At 63.4% G+C, this 18,210-nt stretch carries 17 protein-coding genes and 1 pseudogene; 9 read left to right on the forward strand and 9 right to left on the reverse strand.

Annotation, left to right across the window (positions count from 1 at the left end; all coding sequences use genetic code 11):
- Positions 1-4 precede the first annotated feature (4 nt).
- From A9K65_RS01070 to A9K65_RS01090, 5 genes are all read left to right on the forward strand, one after another.
- Positions 5-307: an HPr family phosphocarrier protein gene (locus A9K65_RS01070; RefSeq protein ID WP_013528086.1), complete on the forward strand. Its 303-nt coding sequence runs from the start codon at positions 5-7 to the stop codon at positions 305-307.
- Positions 291-1,877: a phosphoenolpyruvate--protein phosphotransferase gene (gene ptsP / locus A9K65_RS01075; RefSeq protein WP_064992963.1), complete on the forward strand. Its 1,587-nt coding sequence runs from the start codon at positions 291-293 to the stop codon at positions 1,875-1,877. Before A9K65_RS01070 ends, ptsP begins: the two co-directional genes overlap by 17 nt.
- Before the next feature lie 11 nt (positions 1,878-1,888).
- The gene (locus tag A9K65_RS01080) at positions 1,889-2,311 is read left to right on the forward strand and encodes a hypothetical protein (protein ID WP_013528088.1); all 423 of its coding nucleotides are present in this window, start codon (positions 1,889-1,891) and stop codon (positions 2,309-2,311) included.
- Positions 2,312-2,348: 37 nt separating this feature from the next.
- Positions 2,349-3,335 (forward strand): dihydroxyacetone kinase subunit DhaK, encoded by a 987-nt coding sequence (gene dhaK / locus A9K65_RS01085; protein WP_024501818.1) that lies wholly within the window; start codon positions 2,349-2,351, stop codon positions 3,333-3,335.
- A 64-nt stretch (positions 3,336-3,399) separates the two neighbouring features.
- A complete protein-coding gene (locus A9K65_RS01090; protein WP_064992962.1) occupies positions 3,400-4,416 on the forward strand; it encodes a nucleotidyltransferase family protein in 1,017 nt (338 codons plus the stop codon).
- Positions 4,417-4,423: 7 nt separating this feature from the next.
- Here A9K65_RS01090 and A9K65_RS01095 read toward each other — a convergent pair whose 3' ends face one another.
- The 4 genes from A9K65_RS01095 to A9K65_RS01110 form a co-directional block, all read right to left on the reverse strand.
- Positions 4,424-5,401 (reverse strand): serine kinase, encoded by a 978-nt coding sequence (locus A9K65_RS01095; RefSeq protein ID WP_064992961.1) that lies wholly within the window; start codon positions 5,399-5,401, stop codon positions 4,424-4,426.
- Positions 5,398-5,832 (reverse strand): lasso peptide biosynthesis B2 protein, encoded by a 435-nt coding sequence (locus A9K65_RS01100; protein WP_064992960.1) that lies wholly within the window; start codon positions 5,830-5,832, stop codon positions 5,398-5,400. Before A9K65_RS01100 ends, A9K65_RS01095 begins: the two co-directional genes overlap by 4 nt.
- Positions 5,832-6,119 (reverse strand): PqqD family protein, encoded by a 288-nt coding sequence (locus tag A9K65_RS01105; RefSeq protein WP_064992959.1) that lies wholly within the window; start codon positions 6,117-6,119, stop codon positions 5,832-5,834. The genes A9K65_RS01100 and A9K65_RS01105 overlap by 1 nt, the downstream gene beginning before the upstream one ends.
- A gap of 441 nt (positions 6,120-6,560) precedes the next feature.
- Positions 6,561-7,373, reverse strand: a complete 813-nt coding sequence (locus tag A9K65_RS01110; protein WP_224673703.1) for a DUF2259 domain-containing protein — start codon at positions 7,371-7,373, stop codon at positions 6,561-6,563.
- A 143-nt stretch (positions 7,374-7,516) separates the two neighbouring features.
- Between A9K65_RS01110 and A9K65_RS01115 the strand changes: the two genes are divergently transcribed.
- The 4 genes and pseudogenes from A9K65_RS01115 to A9K65_RS01125 all read left to right on the forward strand — a co-directional run bounded on the left by A9K65_RS01115 (position 7,517) and on the right by A9K65_RS01125 (position 11,625).
- Positions 7,517-9,424 (forward strand): propionyl-CoA synthetase, encoded by a 1,908-nt coding sequence (locus A9K65_RS01115; protein WP_064992957.1) that lies wholly within the window; start codon positions 7,517-7,519, stop codon positions 9,422-9,424.
- Between the two features lie 178 nt (positions 9,425-9,602).
- Positions 9,603-9,956: pseudogene (locus tag A9K65_RS35855) on the forward strand (acyltransferase); the annotation flags it as partial.
- A gap of 82 nt (positions 9,957-10,038) precedes the next feature.
- Positions 10,039-10,620 (forward strand): hypothetical protein, encoded by a 582-nt coding sequence (locus A9K65_RS35860; protein ID WP_245322141.1) that lies wholly within the window; start codon positions 10,039-10,041, stop codon positions 10,618-10,620.
- 246 nt (positions 10,621-10,866) lie between these two features.
- Positions 10,867-11,625, forward strand: a complete 759-nt coding sequence (locus A9K65_RS01125; RefSeq protein WP_013528097.1) for a metallophosphoesterase family protein — start codon at positions 10,867-10,869, stop codon at positions 11,623-11,625.
- A gap of 76 nt (positions 11,626-11,701) precedes the next feature.
- Here the strand turns inward: A9K65_RS01125 and A9K65_RS01130 are convergent, their stop codons facing one another.
- From A9K65_RS01130 to A9K65_RS01150, 5 genes are all read right to left on the reverse strand, one after another.
- Positions 11,702-14,089, reverse strand: a complete 2,388-nt coding sequence (locus tag A9K65_RS01130) for a polysaccharide biosynthesis tyrosine autokinase (RefSeq protein ID WP_024501825.1) — start codon at positions 14,087-14,089, stop codon at positions 11,702-11,704.
- Between the two features lie 235 nt (positions 14,090-14,324).
- Entirely contained in the window at positions 14,325-15,221 is an 897-nt protein-coding gene (locus A9K65_RS01135) for a UTP--glucose-1-phosphate uridylyltransferase (RefSeq protein ID WP_013528099.1), read from the reverse strand.
- 74 nt (positions 15,222-15,295) lie between these two features.
- Entirely contained in the window at positions 15,296-16,264 is a 969-nt protein-coding gene (locus A9K65_RS01140; protein ID WP_064992956.1) for a glycosyltransferase family 2 protein, read from the reverse strand.
- Entirely contained in the window at positions 16,254-17,204 is a 951-nt protein-coding gene (locus tag A9K65_RS01145; protein ID WP_064992955.1) for a glycosyltransferase family 2 protein, read from the reverse strand. The genes A9K65_RS01140 and A9K65_RS01145 overlap by 11 nt, the downstream gene beginning before the upstream one ends.
- Positions 17,204-18,199, reverse strand: a complete 996-nt coding sequence (locus A9K65_RS01150; protein ID WP_027164269.1) for a glycosyltransferase family 2 protein — start codon at positions 18,197-18,199, stop codon at positions 17,204-17,206. Before A9K65_RS01150 ends, A9K65_RS01145 begins: the two co-directional genes overlap by 1 nt.
- Positions 18,200-18,210: the final 11 nt, after the last annotated feature.

Consider the following 18,210-nt stretch of genomic DNA (forward strand, 5'->3'; position numbering starts at 1 on the left):
AGACATGTCCGCATCCGCCGAAGCGACCGTTGTGATCACCCACGAGGTGGGTCTGCACGCGCGTCCTTCGGTGAAGTTCACCAAGCTGGCCAAGAGTTTTGCCGCCGAGGTGGAGATCGCGCTCGCCGCCAACGGGCCATGGTTCGACGCCAAGAGCATCGTCAAGGTGATGGCGGCCAAGGCGCCGAAGGGCACCGTGCTGCACATCAGGGCCAGCGGTGACGGCGCCAATGATGCCGTCGACGCGTTGGTCGAACTGGTGCGGCGCGATTTCGACGAAGGCGCGGACCATGTCCGAACCGCTTAGACTGCAAGGCATTTCGGCCTCGGCCGGCTATGCCGAGGGGCCACTGTTCGACCTCGACCAGACTGTCGTATCCTATGTCGGCAAAAAAACAGCCGACGACGAGAAGGCCGCGCTCGAAGCCGCAATCGCCGTCGCGACAAGCCGTCTCACCGCATTGAGCGAGATGGCCGAGGGCGATGCCGCCGACATTCTCGAGTTTCAGATCGCCATGCTGCAAGACGATGCGCTGAGCAGCCCGGCCTTTGCCGCGATCCGCACCGGCCTGCCAGCCGACAAAGCCTGGCGGCAAGCACTTGATACCGAGATTGCCGGCTACGACGCTTCAGACCAGGATTATTTCCGCGCACGGGCCGCCGACATACGCGATATCAGGGACCAGGTGCTGCGGGCGCTGTCCGAGGATGGCGACGTCCAGGCGCCAACCGGCGCCATCCTCTACGGCTGGGATATCGCGCCGACGCGTTTTCTCGAAACCGACTGGAGCCGCGGCGGCGGCATCGCACTGAAGGCGGGCAGCACCGCCAGCCACGTCGCCATGCTGGCGCGTTCGCGCGGCGTGCCGATGGTTGTCGGGTTGGGCACTTCGCTGGCTCGTCTAACCGGCACAGCGCTGCTCGACGCCGAACATGGCGGCATTGTGCTGTCACCCTCCAAGACTGAAATCGCTGCTTTTCGCCAATCGTCCTCATCATTCCGGGCGCGGAGCGACCGGGCCGGGACGTTCCTGGCGCGACCGGCGGTGACCAAGGCCGGCACGGCGGTGCGCGTGCAGGTGAACATCGCCGACCCGTCCGATGTCGACCTCATCGACATTACGACCTGCGACGGAGTCGGGTTGATGCGCACCGAATTCCTGTTCGGCAAGACGCTGCCGGATGAGCAGACGCAGTATCGCGCCTATCGCAAGGTGCTGGAGTGGGCCGGTGAAAAACCGGTGACGATCCGCACCGTTGACGCCGGCGGCGACAAGCCGGTGCCCGGCTTTACGGTCGAGGAGAGCAATCCGTTTCTCGGCCTGCGCGGGATCAGGCTGTCGCTGGCAAGACCCGAGGTGTTTCGTGTACAGATCCGGGCGCTGCTGCGCGCCGCTGTCCATGGCAGCCTGAAAGTGATGTTCCCTATGATCGCCATTGTGGAGGAATACCGACAGGCAGCGGCGATGTTCGCCGAAGAGCAGACTGCACTTGCCGCACGCGGCGTCGCACACAACATGCCGCCGCTCGGCATCATGGTCGAAGTGCCTTCGGTGGCGATCGTACCGGAAGCCTTTACCGATGCCGCCTTCTTCTCGATCGGCTCCAATGATCTCACCCAGTATGTCATGGCGGCCGCCCGCGACAACGCTGCCGTGGCGCATCTCAATTCGGTCCGTCATCCGGCCGTGCTGCGGCTGATCGCTGCCGTGACCGCGTTTGGCCAGCGGGAAGAGATCCCGGTCAGCCTGTGCGGCGATGCAGCCGGCGATCCAGCCTCGATCCCGTCACTGATCGAGGCCGGCCTGCGCGATCTTTCCGTCGCGCCGGCGCAACTCGCCATGGCCAAGGCGGCCATCGCGGACGTTTCTGTCTAGGCGCGGCCGGCATGGTCGACAGGACACCCGAACCCGGTTCCGAAGAGGCGATCCGCGCCTACAAGACGATCCTGTCGCAGGTTATCGACCAGCGCCCGTCCGGTATGCGCCAGCGCCTGGCCGATGCGCTCGGCAAGCACCGCAGCTTCGTCACGCAGATTTCCAGTCCTGCCTATTCGATCCCGATTCCGTCAAAACATTTGCCGGCTATATTTTCCGTCTGCCATTTCAGCCCGGCCGAGCGCGACCAGTTTCTCGCCGCCTATCACCAGGCGCATCCAGGCAAGATGTCGATCGCATCAGGCATGCGCAAGACGCGGCATGTCTCGCTGATCGTGCCGGATTTCGGCGACGACAAGCAGAACGCCGCGCTCGATAAGGCGGTGAACGATTTTATCCAAAAGATCACCAGCATCACCGGCAAGAGTGGCTGATCACTTGCTATCTGGCCTATTTCGGGAGGAGACGGCCGTGAAGAAGTTTATCAATTCGGTGGACACGGTGCTGACCGAAAGCCTCGACGGCTTCGTCGCCGCCCATGCCGACATCCTCGTGCTCGGCGACGAGCACAAATTCATCCGCCGAAAGACCTTGCGGCCGGGCAAGGTGGCGCTGATCTCCGGCGGCGGTTCCGGTCACGAGCCGCTGCATAGCGGCTTTGTCGGTCACGGCATGCTGGACGCCGCCTGCCCCGGCCAGGTATTCACCTCGCCGACACCGGACCAGATGCTGGCGGCGGCAGAGGCCGTCGACACCGGCGCCGGCTGCCTGTTCATCGTCAAGAACTATGAGGGCGACGTCATGAATTTCGAGATGGCGGCCGAAATGTCGGAAGGCGTCCAGCAGATCGTGACCAATGACGATGTCGCGGTCGAGAATTCTTCTTATACGACGGGCCGGCGTGGCGTCGCCGGCACGCTGGTGGTGGAAAAGATCGTCGGCGCGGCGGCCGAACATGGCCTGGCTCTGGCGTCGCTGAAGGCGCTTGGCGACCGCGTCAACGCTGCTACCCGCTCGATGGGCGTGGCGCTGACCAGTTGCACCGTGCCGGCAGCGGGCAAGCCGACTTTCGATATCGGCGACGGCGAGATGGAGTTCGGCGTCGGCATCCATGGCGAGCCCGGCCGCCGGCGCGATGCGCTGAAAAGCGCCGATGCGATCGCGCAGGAGATTTGCGCCGCGATCCTCGGCGATCTCGGCGACAAAGCGAAAGGCCCGGCGCTGCTGTTCGTCAACGGCTTCGGCGGCACGCCGCTGATGGAACTCTATCTGATGTACAACAGCGCACGGCTAATCTTCGAGAAGCATGGCGTGACGGTGACCCGTTCGCTGGTCGGCTCCTACGTCACCTCGCTCGATATGGCCGGCTGCTCGATCACGCTGACCATGCTCGACGACGAGACGACCGCATTCTGGGACGCGCCGGTACACACTGCGGCGCTGCGCTGGGGCATGTAAAAGCTGGCTTACATTAGGCTTTTCTGCAACCATTCCTGACTTGCTCGCAATGCTAGCTGGGTTGATGCTGCCACCGCTTACTTCCGCCGAAGAAAGACTCTTGCTGCGCTTCGCTGACCCCGAGGCGGCGGCAGGCGGCGAAGATTTGTCGGCAAAGACGCTGACGGCGCTGCTCGACAATGCCGAGTTTCACGGCGTGCTGCCGATTATGTTGCGCAAGCTCAGCGGGGACGCGCGGCTGCCAGCGGATGCCGACCTGCACGGCAAGCTGGAGGATCTGCGCCAGAAGGCAACGATCGCCACCGGCCAGTCGATGCTGTTGAAGTATCATGGCGACCGCATCATGAAGGGACTGGCGGCGGACAATATTCCGGCGCGGATCGTCAAGGGACCCGTCTTCGCGCGAAAGCTCTACCGCAACGTCGCCGACAGGCCCTTCACCGACATCGACATCCTGGTCGAACCCGCCAATCTGGCCAGGGCAAACCAGGTGATCGCGGCATGCGGCTTCGAGCTTGGCAGCAACGAGGCCGAATCCTACGAATTGCAGGAATTCAAATGGCTGGAAAAAGAGAATTCCAGCCTGCTGGTCGAACTGCATGGCGACCTCGTGCATGACACCGGCATGCGGCGGCGCCTGTCGCTGGGTTTCCCTGAATTGCGCGCCATCGACGGCGAAGCCACGGACACGCCGGCGGCTCTTCTAACGATCGCCATCGTGCACGCCGCCGGCGGCCACAAATTCCACCGCCTGCAGCTTTGCGTGGACGTGCTGCAAGGCGTGCGGGCGCTGCAATCACCCGAAGCGGAAGCACGCCTGTTCGACGCTGCCCGCATGACCGGCATCGAACTGGAGTTGGCAATCGTGCTCAATGTGACCGGCCAGCTGTTCGACGAGAGCCGCGCGCTCGAACTCGCCGGCCGCATCAAGCCCGACCTCTCCATACGGCTGGCCAGGCGGCTGATCACAACGAATACGCTGCTTGGCGTCAATTCCAGGGACAGACTGAGCTCGCGCCTGCGCCGCGACGCCTTCCGGTGGATTCAGAGATTGGCCAAGGCCAGGCCGCAAGTAGCCTGACTTGACGTCAATCCAGGGTAGCGCGGATCAGCGCCGCCGCGTCAGCGGGGCGCCCGCCTACTTCGAGCTGGAAGGTCGGCACCGCATTGACCAGCCCGGCGATGGTCGCCAGCCTGCGCTTCTGCATCGGCAGCAGCCCGGTCATGCCGGTGCGGACATTGTCTACTGCCAGCGCCACCATCGCGTCGGTCCTGGCCATGGCGACGAGCCGGGTCTGGCCGTCGGCGGAACGCGCCAGATGCAGAAGCGCCGCCACCGGCCGGGCGGATGCGTTTTCCACCCGGATGATACCCTCTAACCGTTCTAACGAGACCGGCTGTTCGCCGTTGCGATCCCACGTCTGGCCAAGGCATGGCGCCACCTGCGGGATCATTTCGGCAGTCTTCCGGTGGATCTTGACGGCGCGCGGCAAGCCCCAGGCCACGACCTTGCCCGAAGCGACATTCAGGATCATGGCGTCGTCGGAGCAGAGGCCAAAGCCCTGTGTTGCCAGCGCCAACGACGTCGTGGTCTTGCCGGTGCCGCTCGGCGCATGGATCAGCACCACCGCATCGCGGTCAGGCAAGGTCAGCCCGGCCGTATGCAGCATATGCTGGCCACCGGCGTCGAGCGCGGCATCCAGAACCAACATCGACGGCGTCCAGGCGGCTTTCGTACCGGTACGAATCCGGAGTTCGGCCCAACTTTCCCCACCATTGATCGCAACGGTTTGGCGCCCGGGAAAGACCAGATGGACAATGCCGCCATCCTCGATCATCCGGCAGGGACCATCCTCCGGCACCTCGCCATCGAAGACCAGGGATCCATTGGGTGTCTCGTCCAGCGTGTCTGTCTCGGTGATCTCAAGACGAAAGTCCGGCGCGACGGGTTCCTCTATGCGCAGGCTGCCCAGCATCCGGTCGAAATCCTGCCACAGCTCGGAGCGCTCGGCCGATATGCCAAGGATCAGGCCGTTGAGGCCATAGCAGGCTGAAGGTCTGGTCAAGCGGGACGCGCCTTTACGGCATCGGCATGATGACGATAGATCTCGACCATGCCGGGAAGCTTGTCGCTGACCACCGGCTTGCCGTCGAGGCAGACCCAGCAATGCGCCGATAGACGCTGCGCTTGCATGGACTGCGGATCGACGCCGAAGCGCAGGTCCGGATCGAAGCCGGCTAGTCGCAGGAAACGATGACCGAGCAGACCTTCCCTCAAGCACCTGCGGTCACGCATCAGCCAGGGATGGCGGACCGTGCGGTTGACGCTCGCGACGATGTAGGCGGACGCCAGACCGCGATAGGGCGTCGACGAGGCGAGCGGCGCCCATTTGAGCACCTCCTCGAAGCTCCGGTTGGTGACAAGGACCGGCATCAGCCGCGCGCTCGCCCAGAGATGGCAGCGAAAAAGAGCGCGCAGGAGCGGGCCGTCAGCCATCAAGCACCTGACGCGGCGAGGATACCTTCCGAGATCAGATCCGTGGCCAGTGCCGCCATGTCCTGATCGAGCGTCCCCTTGTCGACCTCGAACTCCTCGCAAAGCAGGTCGACGATCTGGTCGAGGTTGCGCGCGCCGTCCACCTTGTCGAGAAAGGCTTCGGTCGTGCCGTTGCATGTATAGAGCTGGCCGCTGCGCGCCAAAAGCACGACTGCGCCATCGCCCACATGCTGCACCGAGGCATCCTCGGCCAGCCGCAGAACGGTTCCAGAGACTATTTCCACCACGCCCCCTCCAAGCCATGCTCATCCCGGAAATCAGATAGCGCGGAGGTGGAGCGCTGTCTATCAGCCGATCACGGGAGCCCGGTGCGCGGACCAACGGCCTTGCTGACAGATTCTCCGCGCCAGTCGCGTTAGAACCTGCTCGGTTGCGTCTTCCCGGCCGCATTCGGCCCAGAAATAGTCATCGGTGAAACGTGACAAACAGCGGGCTGCCGGCAGCGGACGTTGCATTTCTTCCCCTAAGTAAGGTAAAACCTGCCTGGGTATTGGGGAGATAGCGTATGCGTTACAATTGGGAGCGAGCTCCGACGAGCTTCGAACGTCATAGAAAAGCGCTGGCGACAGCCATTTTGATCGCTGGCGGCATTGGCCTCATGCTTGTGGCCCTGCCGATCTAGAAACAACCTTCAGACAGAGCGGCCGCCGGCGCTTGGGCGTGACCTCTCAGCGTGGCTCCCCGGTCACCGCGAGGAAGCGGCGATCGCGCCCCTCGAAACCCTGGCTGAAACGCTGCACCAACACAACGATCACCGCCGGCTTGCCGGCCGGGGTAAGTTCGTAGGATTCCGACAGGCTGTAGGAGGTCGGGCAGTTTCTTGAGCCCGGCACGGTCTTGTCCTCGTGCAGGATCTTGAACGGCTTGCCGTCCTGCCCTTGCAGCGTCAGCCGGAAGCCGAGTGCCTTGCCAGATGTGTCGCGCTGCTCCGTCGTTGCGAAACTCGCCGAACAATCGCTCGTGCTGGCTGCCAGGATCTCGTCGAGCTGGATGGTCGAAACGCCCGTTTCGCCATGGAGCGGCGACAGCCATTTCTGCGACACCTGTTCGAGGCGGGAGATGTCGTTGTAGGCAACCATTTCACCCGGAAAGGTGAATTTGTCGGACGCTGTCTGCTCGGCTGGGGATGTGATTGCATAATGGGCGAGAATGGGCGCCGCCTGAGCGGCGGCCTGCGCCCTCGCCTGCTCCAGCGTCAGTGTCGCCTCCTCCGTCTCATCGACGACGAGGATCGGCTTACCGCCAACGAACCGATCCGTACGGGTATCGATGATGTCGATCTCAGACCAGCCGGAGTCCGAGGCGCCGGCGTCGAGCGTTCCATATTGCTCGAAGGCGAAATAAGCGCCATCCGGCGAAAAGCCGATGATGTGCCGTGCCGCGGCATCGCCGGCTTCAGCGGTTCCGGTGGACATAGCAAGTACGGCGCCCATGACCGACGATAGCGAAAAGCGCCCGATGATCCGAACAGCAGCAGACATCACCACCCCAGTCCCGTCTCGCATGTCATAGCTGCTTGCCCCCAAGCGCCAGGTCGATGCCGTCGTCACAATGGCGTGGATTTGCGGCCAAGGGTAGAGCGCGCTATCTGGAAGGAAGAAAAACATTTCCCGGGGAGGTATGGATGGCTTCACGCTATCACGAGGTCTATGAAGGCTGGAAACGCGATCCGGAACAATTCTGGGCGGAAGCGGCCGGCGCCATCGACTGGTATTCGCCCTGGGACAAGGTGTTCGACGCCAATGCCGGTGTCTATGGCCGCTGGTTCACCGGCGCCACCTGCAACACCTGCTACAATGCCATCGACCGCCACGTCGCCGGCGGCCGCGCCGACCAGATCGCGCTGATCCATGACAGTGCGATTGCCGGAACCGTGAAAAAGTTCACTTATGCCGAGCTGAAGCGCGAGGTCGTCGCGCTGACTTCGGTGCTGAAGAACCGCAGCATCGGCAAGGGTGACCGCGTCATCATCTACATGCCGATGGTGGCCGAGGCGGCCATCGCCATGCTCGCCTGCGCCCGCATCGGCGCGGTGCATTCGGTGGTCTTCGGCGGCTTCGCCTCGCATGAGCTTGCCACCCGCATCGACGATGCCAGGCCGAAGCTGATCATTTCGGCATCCTGTGGCCTGGAGCCAGGCCGCGTCGTTGCCTACAAGCCGTTGCTCGACAAGGCGATCGAGATCTCCCGCCACAAGCCGGACGCCTGCCTGATCCTGCAGCGCGACCAGTTGCGATGCGAGTTGAAGGAGCATTTCGACATCGACTACGCCGATGCGGTCGCCCGCGAACGGGCAGCGGGCGCCAATGTCGATTGCGTTCCGGTGCTTGCCACCGATCCGCTCTACATCATCTACACATCGGGCACGACCGGGCAGCCCAAGGGCATCGTGCGCGACAATGGCGGCCATATGGTCGCGCTGAAATGGACGATGGAAAACGAGTTCGGCGTCAAGCCGGGCGAGGTGTTCTGGGCGGCATCCGATGTCGGCTGGGTGGTCGGCCATTCCTACATCGTCTACGGACCGCTGCTGCATGGCTGCACCAGCATCCTGTTCGAGGGCAAGCCTGTCGGCACGCCCGATGCCGGCACCTACTGGCGGGTGATAGCGGAGCATGGCGTGGTCGCGCTGTTCACCGCGCCGACCGCATTCCGCGCCATCAAGGGGCAGGACCCGAAGGGCGAGTTCATTGCCAAACACGACCTCTCGAAGTTCCGCACGCTGTTTCTTGCCGGCGAGCGCGCCGACCCGGAAACCATCAAATGGGCGGAGCAGAAGCTGAATGTGCCTGTGGTCGACCATTGGTGGCAGACAGAGACCGGCTCGCCGATGACGATCAATCCCGCCGGCCTTGGCCTGCTGCCGGTGAAATACGGCTCGCCCGGCGTGCCGATGCCCGGCTACGACATCCGCGTTCTCGACGATGCTGGCCATGAGGTGCAGCGCGGCACGCTGGGCAATGTGGTGATCAAACTGCCGCTGCCGGCCGGCTGCCTGCCAACGCTGTGGAATGCCGATCAACGGTTCCGCCAAGCCTATCTCGACGAGTTCCCCGGCTTCTACAAGACGGCGGATGCCGGCATGGTCGACGAGGACGGCTATCTCTACGTCATGGCCCGCACCGATGACATCATCAATGTCGCCGGCCACCGCCTGTCAACCGGCGCCATGGAAGAGGTGCTTTCGGCCCATCCCGATGTCGCCGAATGCGCGGTCATCGGCATTGCCGACGCCATGAAGGGCCAGGTTCCGCTGGGCTTCGTGGTGCTGAATGCGGGTGTGACCCGCGATATCGGCTCCATCGAGAACGAGGTGGTCGGCCTGGTGCGCGAACGCATCGGCCCGGTCGCCGCCTTCAAGACGGTGGTGACGATCAAGCGCCTGCCCAAGACGCGATCGGGCAAGATCCTGCGCGGCATCATGCAGAAGATCGCCGACAAGGAGGAATGGGCCATGCCGGCAACCATCGACGATCCGGTCATCCTCGACGAGATCACTGCGGCGCTGAAGGAACGTGGGATCGGCCTTTGAGCCACTGAAGGTGGGCCGCGGACGACCTTTTCGATCGGCAAGCAATACTTTTATTGTGCGACGCAGCAATGCACCCTAAAGTCGTTCGCGGGGGGCCATCGACAAAGGTCGCATGGCTCAGCAGAAGATTACATTTGGCGGCGTCGACATCCTGCGCTTTCTCGCCGCCGTCATGGTCATGGTCTACCACTATGGCTTCTGGGTGTGGGCGTATCCTGACGGTGTTTCGGCGCGCGCCACGGGCGGCGTTCCCCCGCAGCCGGCAATAGGCGCCTGGGTCGAATCCGGCTGGGTCGGCGTCCAGATCTTCTTCGTCATCAGCGGCTTCGTCATCGCCTTCAGCGCCGAAAGGTCGACACCCCTGCGGTTTTTCGAAGCCAGGGTGAAACGGCTGGCGCCGGCCGTGTGGATCTGTGCGCCGGTCACTGCGGCGGTGCTTTTGATCGTCGGCCTCAGCTGGCCGACCGATGCCGTCGTCAGGCTCGTCCGCACCGGCCTGTTCGCCCCTTACGCGCCATGGGTGGACAGCGTCTACTGGACGCTCGGCATCGAGATCGCCTTCTATGCCGTCGTCTGGACCTTGCTGCGGCTCGGCCGCTTCCATCTAATGGAAATTGTGGCCCTTCGCCATCGGCCTGGTCAGCGCGCTGTTCTGGTGCCTCTACTACCCGCTCGACTGGGCCGACCTTGCCGAAACACGCACGCTCGACCTGCTTCTGGTGCATCACGGCGTGTTCTTCGCCACCGGCGTCATGCTGTGGCTGATGCGCTTCAAGGCGGTGACAGCCGCCCGCCTAGCCTTCTGCGCCCTGTTCCTGGCCGGTGGTGTGCTGCAGATCGCCAGTTCGGTCGACGTTCATATCCTGAAGGTCGGGCGTGATATGCCCTTCGCCCCGCCGATCCTCATCTTCCTCATAGGCATCGCGCTGATGGCGTGGTCGCTGCGGCTCGACCTCTCCTGGAGCGGCTGGCGTCGGATCGGGCTGATGACCTATCCGCTCTACCTGCTGCACGATGTCGTCGGCGCGGCCCTGCTCGGCATCCTGGTCCGCGCCGGTCTGCCGCATCTGTTCTCGATGGCGGTCGTCGGCGCGACGATGATCGCGGCAAGCTGGCTAGTGGCGACCGAGGCCGAACCACGCATCCGGCTGCTGCTCGACCATACCGTTTTCCGTTATCGGCTTAAGGCAGCCTGACGACGGTCCGGCAGACCGGCCCAGCCGCCGACCTAAAGCATGTCGCGCCTGAGCGGATTCAGGCCCACTCCAGGCCTTTGTTCCACGGATCGCTCTCCCAAAACGGAGCTCACTTCCGAGCGACATGCATTGGCGGTGCCGACCCGGCGCAGCTACATTTTCCACGATTGCGGAATTCTTCGTTTCGGGCATGATAACAGGCACTTATGCCTTCGGCATGAGAGCTTGCCTCGAGACGCCCGGCACGTGACCCTGTTCCAGCGAAAACCCCGCATCGCGGCGCGTCCGCGCCTCGATATCGACATGCAGGACGCCGTCGTCTATGCGATCGGCGACGTGCATGGCTGCTACAAGGAACTCCGCGCGCTGGAGCAGAAGATCCTGCTCGATTCGCTGCGCTTCCAGAGCCGCAAGATCATCGTCATGCTTGGGGACTACATCGACCGGGGGTTTCAGTCGGCGCGGGTGCTCGATCACCTCCTGGCGCCGCCGCCGAAAGGATTTCAGCGCATTTGTCTTGCGGGCAACCACGAAGTGGCAATGCTGAACTATCTCGACGGAAATCTGTCCCGCGAACCCTGGCTGGCGACGGGCGGCCTGCAAACCCTGTTTTCCTATGGCATCGATCCGGCGCGCCTCACCAGCCTCTACGGGAGCAGCGCGCAGATCGACCGGCGCATAAGGGAGATCATTCCGGACGATCACGTCAGCTTCCTGCGCGGGCTGCCGATCATGGTCCGTTCGCGTAAGTTCGTGTTTGTCCACGCCGGCATCAGGCCCGGCGTCGACCTTGCGGCGCAAACCGACCATGACCTGATCAACATCCGTTCGGACTTCTTCGAGGCAACGCACCTGCTCGACCGCTGGGTGGTGCACGGGCATACGCCGGTGGATGTCCCGAAGCTCGAAGGGCGCCGGCTCGGCATCGACACGGCCGCCTTCCAGAGCGGACGCCTGACCGCCGTCAGGATCGCCGACAAGCAAGGCAGGCTGATCTTCTCCTGACGCGCAACGATATTCAGGTGTGCTGGCCTGAAGATCGATACACTTCAGAGTGGACCCACTCGCGCAACGGTCGACGTCAGACCGGCGCCTTGCCGCGCACTTCCGACTTTTCCAGATAGTAGCTCGAATATTTATCGAAGAATTTTTCCGAACCGCCGAACGAGCCGTATTTGGCCAGTTTCTTCAAATCGACCTTGTTCAGCACCGCGCCGACGATCTTGTTGGCGACATAGGGTTCGGATTCCAGCATCGACCTGACCATCGCGCGCGGGGTGCGCCCCCACTCGGTGACCAGTACAAAACCGTCGACCAATGGCGCGAAGGCCTTGGCGTCGACCACCGGTCCGAGCGGCGGCAGATCGACGACGATGTATTCGAACGTCTCCTTGGCGTTCTCGATGAAGCGCCGCATGCCGGCCGAGGAGAGAAGTTCGCTGGTATGCGAGAAGTGACCGCGCAGCACCGCCGGGATGATCGCCAGCTTCGTCTGCCTGTCGATCTTGCCGACGGACTGCCAGGTCTGGCCGCCGACCACCGCTTCCATCAAGCCCTGCTCGGTTTCCATGCCAAGGCCTCGGCTGAGGCCGGGATTGCGCAAGTCGCCGTCGATCAGCAGCGTCTTGGAGCCATTGGCGGCAAGCAAGCCGGCGAGATTTGCCGCGACCGTCGACTTGCCCTCGCCGGGAAGCACCGAGATGATGCCGATGACGCGGCTGCCTTGCCCTTCCATCACGACGTCGAAGGCGATCTTGGCGCTGCGCAGCGTTTCGGAGAACATCGAGGCTGGAGAATCGATGCTGACCCGCATGCGCGCCCGCTTTTCGGCTGAAGACAGCGATTGGGTGGTCTTGGCGTCCACCTGGGTCTCGCCCGGCTTTTCTTCCTTGCCGAGCTTGCCGCCGATCGTCGGCAGGTAGCCGAGGAATTTCAGGTTGACGCGGTCGCGCACGTCCTCGCCGGTCCTGAAGAAGCGTTCGTTGAACTCGTTCAGGCCACCAAAGCCGGCGCCCATCAGCAGGCCAAGCACCAGCGAAAGTCCGAGCACGACGATGGTGCGCGGGCTTGAGGCCGTCATCGGCATCGACGCGTCGGAGATGATGCGGATCTTGCCGACCGGGAAGGACTGCTGCTGCGCGGCTTCCTCGTAACGACCCAGGAATGTCTGATAGAGCGTGGTGAGCGCCGTCGCCTGCTGATCGAGTTCACGCAGCTTGACTTGCGTCTGGTTGTCGACGGAACTCTTGCCTTGCGCGGCCGCGACGTTGGCCCTGAGCGCGGTCTCGCGTGCCTGCGCCACCTCATATTCGTTGCGATAGCTTTCGGTCAGCTGCTTCAGCTCGCCGAAAATCTGCGTCGATATGTCGGCCTTCTCCTTGGAGAGAGCCACCGCCTGCGGGTGCTCGGGGCCGAAATTCGCCTCGACGTCCTGCAGCCGCTTGGCCACCGTGAGGTAGCGGGTCTTGAGCGCCGATATGACCGAGCTGCTTGGCTGGTCGCTCGATATGGCGGCATCCTTGAAAGCGTTTTCGGAGCCGCTGTCGACGATGGCCTTGTACTGCTGGTAGCGGGCGCTGGCGCGTGCGGTGTCGGCCTGCGCCACGATAAGCTGGGCGTTGAGGTCGGAAAGCTGCTTGTCGCTCATCAGCTGGCCATCGCTGTTGGCGGCCAGCCCATGTTCGGCCCTGAATTTCTCAACCGCGAGCGAAGCTGCCTGCGAGCTCTGGCGCAGCTCCGTCAACCGGCCCTGCAGCCAGACCGCAGCCCGCTCGGTGGCATCGAAGCTGGCATCGAGCTGATCGGCGAGATAGGCATCGGCATAGGCCTTGGTGATGGCGTTTGCCAAGGCCGGATCCGTCGCCTGATAGCCGAGCGCGATGACGTAGCTTCGGCCGACGCGTTCCGCCCGGATCTCGTTCTGCAGCTTAAGGATCGCGTAGTCGCGGCGCGACGTGGCGATCAGCGCATCGCGGGCGGCCGGGTCGAGCTTGCTGAAGTCAGCGCCACCCGGCATGGAAGAGCTGGGGCGGACATACTGGATCAGGCCGCGGATGAGGCCTATGCCTTGGGCAAGCGCCGACTGGGGCGGATTCATGAACGTGTCGTTCTGGTCGAGCTTCAGCTTGTCGACGACCACGGCGGCAAGCCGCGTCGAGGTCAGGATCTCGATCTGGCTCAGGATGGCGGAATCGGTCTGCATGGTTGTCGACGTCGCCGAAATGTCGTCGACGATCTTGTTCAAGCCCTCGTCGATCAGCACGCTGGCGATCGACTGATATTTGGGCGGCGTTGTCTGCAAATAGAGCAGGCCCAGGAAGAGACCGATGACGGCACACACGGCAACCACCTTGGCCTGCCGTGCGGCCATGCCAAGCAGCCGCTCGATATCGATGAAGTCTTCGCCGTCTCCTGCGTCCGAATTCGGCAATGGCATCCTCTTGTCGAGAGGAAAGTTGGCATAATTCATCTTCGGTCCAATTCTAGAGCCGGTCCTATTCCGATTGATCGCAATTGGCTCTATCTTACTGTTTCAACATGATCTTTTCCGGAAACCGGGACCCACTTTCAGGGATCATGCCTTGGCTTGCAGGCGCCTCGAAGATCGGGAGCATCGCCAGAGCAATGCAAACGTCGTGCCAGACGGAGAGAACCTGCCGGCCCCTCTTCGCCGGCCATCTGACGATACTCCCGAAAGATGGGCATTATGCGGCTTCTTCCTGGCGTTCATGCGACCGGACGAACTCCTGAAGCATCTCGAAAACCGGACCCTTCATGTCGTCGCGCGCCAGCGCGAAGGCGATGTTGGCCTGGATGAACCCTTCCTTGGAACCACAGTCGAACATGCGGCCGAGAAAAGGTTGGGCGAAGAACGGCTGATCCTTCGACAGACGAACCATGGCATCCGTCAGTTGAATCTCGTTGCCGGCGCCGCGCTGCTGATTGCCCAGGAGCGCGAAAATCTCGGGCTGCAGGATGTAGCGGCCGTTGATGTAGAAGTTCGAAGGCGCATTGGCCGGCGCCGGCTTCTCGACCATGGCCGTCACCTCGAAACCGCCGCCGATCTCGGCGCCACGGCCGACGATGCCGTATTTGTTGGTCTCGCTGGGTTCGCAACGCTCGACGGCGATCACGTTGCCGCCCGTGCGCTCATAAAGCTCGACGGTTTCGGCGAGGCATCCGCGACCGCCGAAGGACACCATGTCCGGCAGCAGCAAGGCGAAGGGCTCGTTGCCGATAACCTCGCGCGCGCACCAGACGGCATGGCCGAGGCCTTGCGGGGATTGCTGGCGGATGAAGCTGGTGGCGCCGGCCACAGGCAGCATGCTTTCGAGCGCCTCCAGCTGGGTCTTCTTGCCGGTCTGCTCCAGGGTGCCGATCAATTCCGGATGCAGGTCGAAATAGTCCTCGATCACCGCCTTGTTGCGACCGGTCACGAAGACGATGTGTTCGATGCCCGCCTCGAAGGCCTCGTCCACCGCATATTGGACGACGGGCCTGTCGACGACGGGAAGCATTTCCTTCGGCATCGACTTGGTCGCCGGCAGGAACCGCGTTCCAAGCCCCGCCACCGGTATCACGGCCTTCCTGATTTTCTTCATCGCAAATTCCTTCTGAGGAGATCGACTTCAATCCGTTCACAGGCCACGAAAATTCCCTCCATGTGCCTGCATCTTCACCTCCCCGCCCCGACGGCAAATTGTGCCGCCATTCTTCGCAACCGCACGGCGATCGGCATGCCCATATGCCTGACCGCCGCCGGGTCGCTGAGCGCAGTCCGGATCGCCTTGAGCGGGGACCGCGCCTTGATGTGCTGTACCAGTGACAGAAACGATGCCGCCTTGCGCAGGCTGCGGCCACGCCGCGCGAACGCGGCCTGCGCGGCCTCATCCATCCGATGGGTTTGAGCGAACACGGCATCCGCCCTGCGCATGGCTTCGACGTGGTGAAGCTCGAGCACGCGCGAAATGGAGGCGCTGCGAATATGGTAGGCATAGCCGATATCGGGCTCGACGACGCATTTTCCGCCCTTGGCCAGGGCGGCGGCAAAGAGGATGTAGTCTTCGCCGATCCTCAGCTTCTCGTCATAGCGAAGCCGGTTTTCGTTCAGGAACTCGCGCTGGAAGATCGGCTTGAGGTAGCCGAGGTTGAACTTGGATTCGAAGACGACGTTGCCGGCGATGTAGGTGGCCAGCGAAATCTCGCGCAAGCCTTCCAGATATTGCCGCGGAAACATCGCGTCCTCGATAACGCCGTCCTCGCGAACGACCTGCAGATTGTCGACGGCGATCTGGGCATCCGCGCTTTCGGCACGCGCGATCATCTTGGCGAGCCGGCCGGGAAAGACCGCGTCGTCGGAATCGAGAACCGCGATCCATCTGCCGCGGGCGGCATCGAGGCCGGCATTCCTGGCGCCGCCCGGGCCGCGATTGCTTGGCAGGGCGATGACACGGACGATATTCCCGGGATAGGCCCGCGCAACATCGAGCGTCGCATCGCGCGACTTGTCGTCGACGACGATGATTTCGACGCTGACACCCTTCTGGGCGATGGCGCTGGCGATCGCCCGATCAAGGGTCGTCTCGGCATTGTAGGCGGCAATAACGAAGGAAACATCGGGAATAGAGCTGACGTCAGGCTGCACGCTTGCCTCCCTCCTGTGGCGAAGGCTGGCCATAGAGGCGGATTTCGCGGATGCCGACGAGGCCGCTGACGACACCAACATGCATAATGCCGCGCAGCAGGCTGCGGTTCCTGCGTACCGGACTGACGACGACCGGAAGTGCCGAGGCGAAGCAATAGATGGCCTTTGCCGAGGCCAGGCCGACCTGCTTGGCCAGACCGATTCCGCTGGCGCTGCTGCCCAGGAGATGGCCATGCGTCTGGCCGACGCGGAAGCGGCGGCGGCCGAGCCAATCGAATGCCGCCCTGGAGCGCGGCACCACCTCGTCGACCCACGCCTCGGGCGAGAAGGCGATGCGGCCGCCTGCCTTGTGCATCTGGTCGAAGAATTCGGTGTCCTCGCCGCCGGTCTGGCCACGCGCCAGGCTGAAGCGGCGGCCGCGCAGGCTGTCCGAGCCCATCCGCAGCAGAACGTTGCAGGTGTAGCCGGTCTGGATCTCGCCGCGCACCCAGACGGGCAAGGTCGAATGGAAATCGCCGCGCCGCATCCAGTCCGGCGCGTCCGGGCGATAGCGCGCCCTGACCGGGCCGAGCACGGCGGCGGCACCGCTTTGCTGCGCCATCGCGACCAGTTCGGCAAGCCATGGCGTCGTGGCCGTCTCGTCGTCGTCGATGAAGGCGACGAAATCCGCGGTGCTCGCATCGAGGCAGGCGTTGCGGGCGATCGAGATGTTGCGCGCCGGGGCGTGCTGATAGTGGATCGGCACCGTCAATTCCCGCGACAGCGCCGCCACCAGGTCACGGGCCGATGGGGTGTCGTCATTGTCGGCGACGACGATGCGGACATCGAATCCCACCGGCATCTCCATGGCGTCGAGCGAGCGCAGCGTGTCGGCCAGTTCCGGCCGGCGGAACGTGCAGACGCCGATGTCGATGCTGCGGTTCTTTGCCGACACCGCCATCAGGCCACTCCTCGTCGCGAGCCGAGGCCGAGAAGCTGCAGCCAGAAGCCGACCGACCAGCCAAGATGCATGACCATGGCCGAGACACCGGCCAGCGCAACGTCGGCCTTGCGCTGGCGGATAGCCGTCACCAGCCCGTAGCCCAGGCACACCGACGCCCACAGCAGCAGCGGCACCGCCGCCAGCCAGTGCACGAAGGAGAAGGCCGCCAGCAGCACCACCGGAAACACCAGCAGCGGCACCATCTGCCTCACCTTCGGGATGACGCGATGCTTCAGCACATTCTTGGCACGCCCGCGACCGTAGCCGAGATACTGGAAATAGAGGCCTGAGAGCGAGGCGCGCGGGTAGTAGACCATCTGCGTCTTGCCGCTCATCCAGATCTTGTAGCCGGCCTTGCGCAAGCGATAATCGAGCTCGGCGTCCTCGTTGTGGCTGAACGTTTCGTCATAGCCGCCGACGGCACCGAACGCCGATATCCGCATCAGTGCATGATGGCCGTGATCGATCCACTGTCCCTGCGAAAGATGCCTATGCTTCGAGCCGCCGGTGCCGAGCTTGGAGTTCTGCGCCGCGGCCGCCGCCTTCTGCACGGCACCGCTGCCGCTGGTCAGCATCGAAACGACAACCGAATCCGCCGATGTAGCCAGGGCTTCCTCGACCAGCCGGTCGCAATAATCGTCGGGATAACCGCCATGCGCATCGATGCGGATGAGATAGTCGGCACCATCGCCGAAGGTACCGACGGCGAGATTGATCGCCGCGCTCTGGATACGCCGCTTGTTGTGGAGCAGGATAACGCGCGGGTCCCTGGCAATGACGTCCTCTAGGATGGAAAGCGTGCCGTCGGTGCTGCCGCCGTCGGCGACGATGATTCGGGCGCCAAGCCGGGCGGCCGCGGGCCGCAATTGATCGAGCAGCGCACCGATATGGGCGGCTTCGTTCAGGCATGGGATAACGATCAGGCTGGATGAGGGTTTTTCCGTCTGCGTCATCAACCTCTGTC

This window comes from Mesorhizobium sp. WSM1497, assembly GCF_001672455.2.
Lineage (GTDB): Bacteria > Pseudomonadota > Alphaproteobacteria > Rhizobiales > Rhizobiaceae > Mesorhizobium > Mesorhizobium ciceri.

Excerpts from the sequence above, each read along its gene's own strand:
- A9K65_RS01070 (WP_013528086.1), top strand. The coding sequence starts at position 5 with ATGTCCGCATCCGCCGAAGCGACCGTTGTGATCACCCACGAGGTGGGT.
- ptsP (WP_064992963.1), top strand. The coding sequence starts at position 291 with ATGTCCGAACCGCTTAGACTGCAAGGCATTTCGGCCTCGGCCGGCTAT.
- A9K65_RS01080 (WP_013528088.1), top strand. The coding sequence starts at position 1,889 with ATGGTCGACAGGACACCCGAACCCGGTTCCGAAGAGGCGATCCGCGCC.
- A9K65_RS01090 (WP_064992962.1), top strand. The coding sequence starts at position 3,400 with ATGCTGCCACCGCTTACTTCCGCCGAAGAAAGACTCTTGCTGCGCTTC.
- A9K65_RS01100 (WP_064992960.1), bottom strand. The coding sequence starts at position 5,832 with ATGGCTGACGGCCCGCTCCTGCGCGCTCTTTTTCGCTGCCATCTCTGG.
- A9K65_RS01110 (WP_224673703.1), bottom strand. The coding sequence starts at position 7,373 with ATGTCTGCTGCTGTTCGGATCATCGGGCGCTTTTCGCTATCGTCGGTC.
- A9K65_RS01115 (WP_064992957.1), top strand. The coding sequence starts at position 7,517 with ATGGCTTCACGCTATCACGAGGTCTATGAAGGCTGGAAACGCGATCCG.
- A9K65_RS01130 (WP_024501825.1), bottom strand. The coding sequence starts at position 14,089 with ATGAATTATGCCAACTTTCCTCTCGACAAGAGGATGCCATTGCCGAAT.
- A9K65_RS01135 (WP_013528099.1), bottom strand. The coding sequence starts at position 15,221 with ATGAAGAAAATCAGGAAGGCCGTGATACCGGTGGCGGGGCTTGGAACG.
- A9K65_RS01145 (WP_064992955.1), bottom strand. The coding sequence starts at position 17,204 with ATGGCGGTGTCGGCAAAGAACCGCAGCATCGACATCGGCGTCTGCACG.
- A9K65_RS01150 (WP_027164269.1), bottom strand. The coding sequence starts at position 18,199 with ATGACGCAGACGGAAAAACCCTCATCCAGCCTGATCGTTATCCCATGC.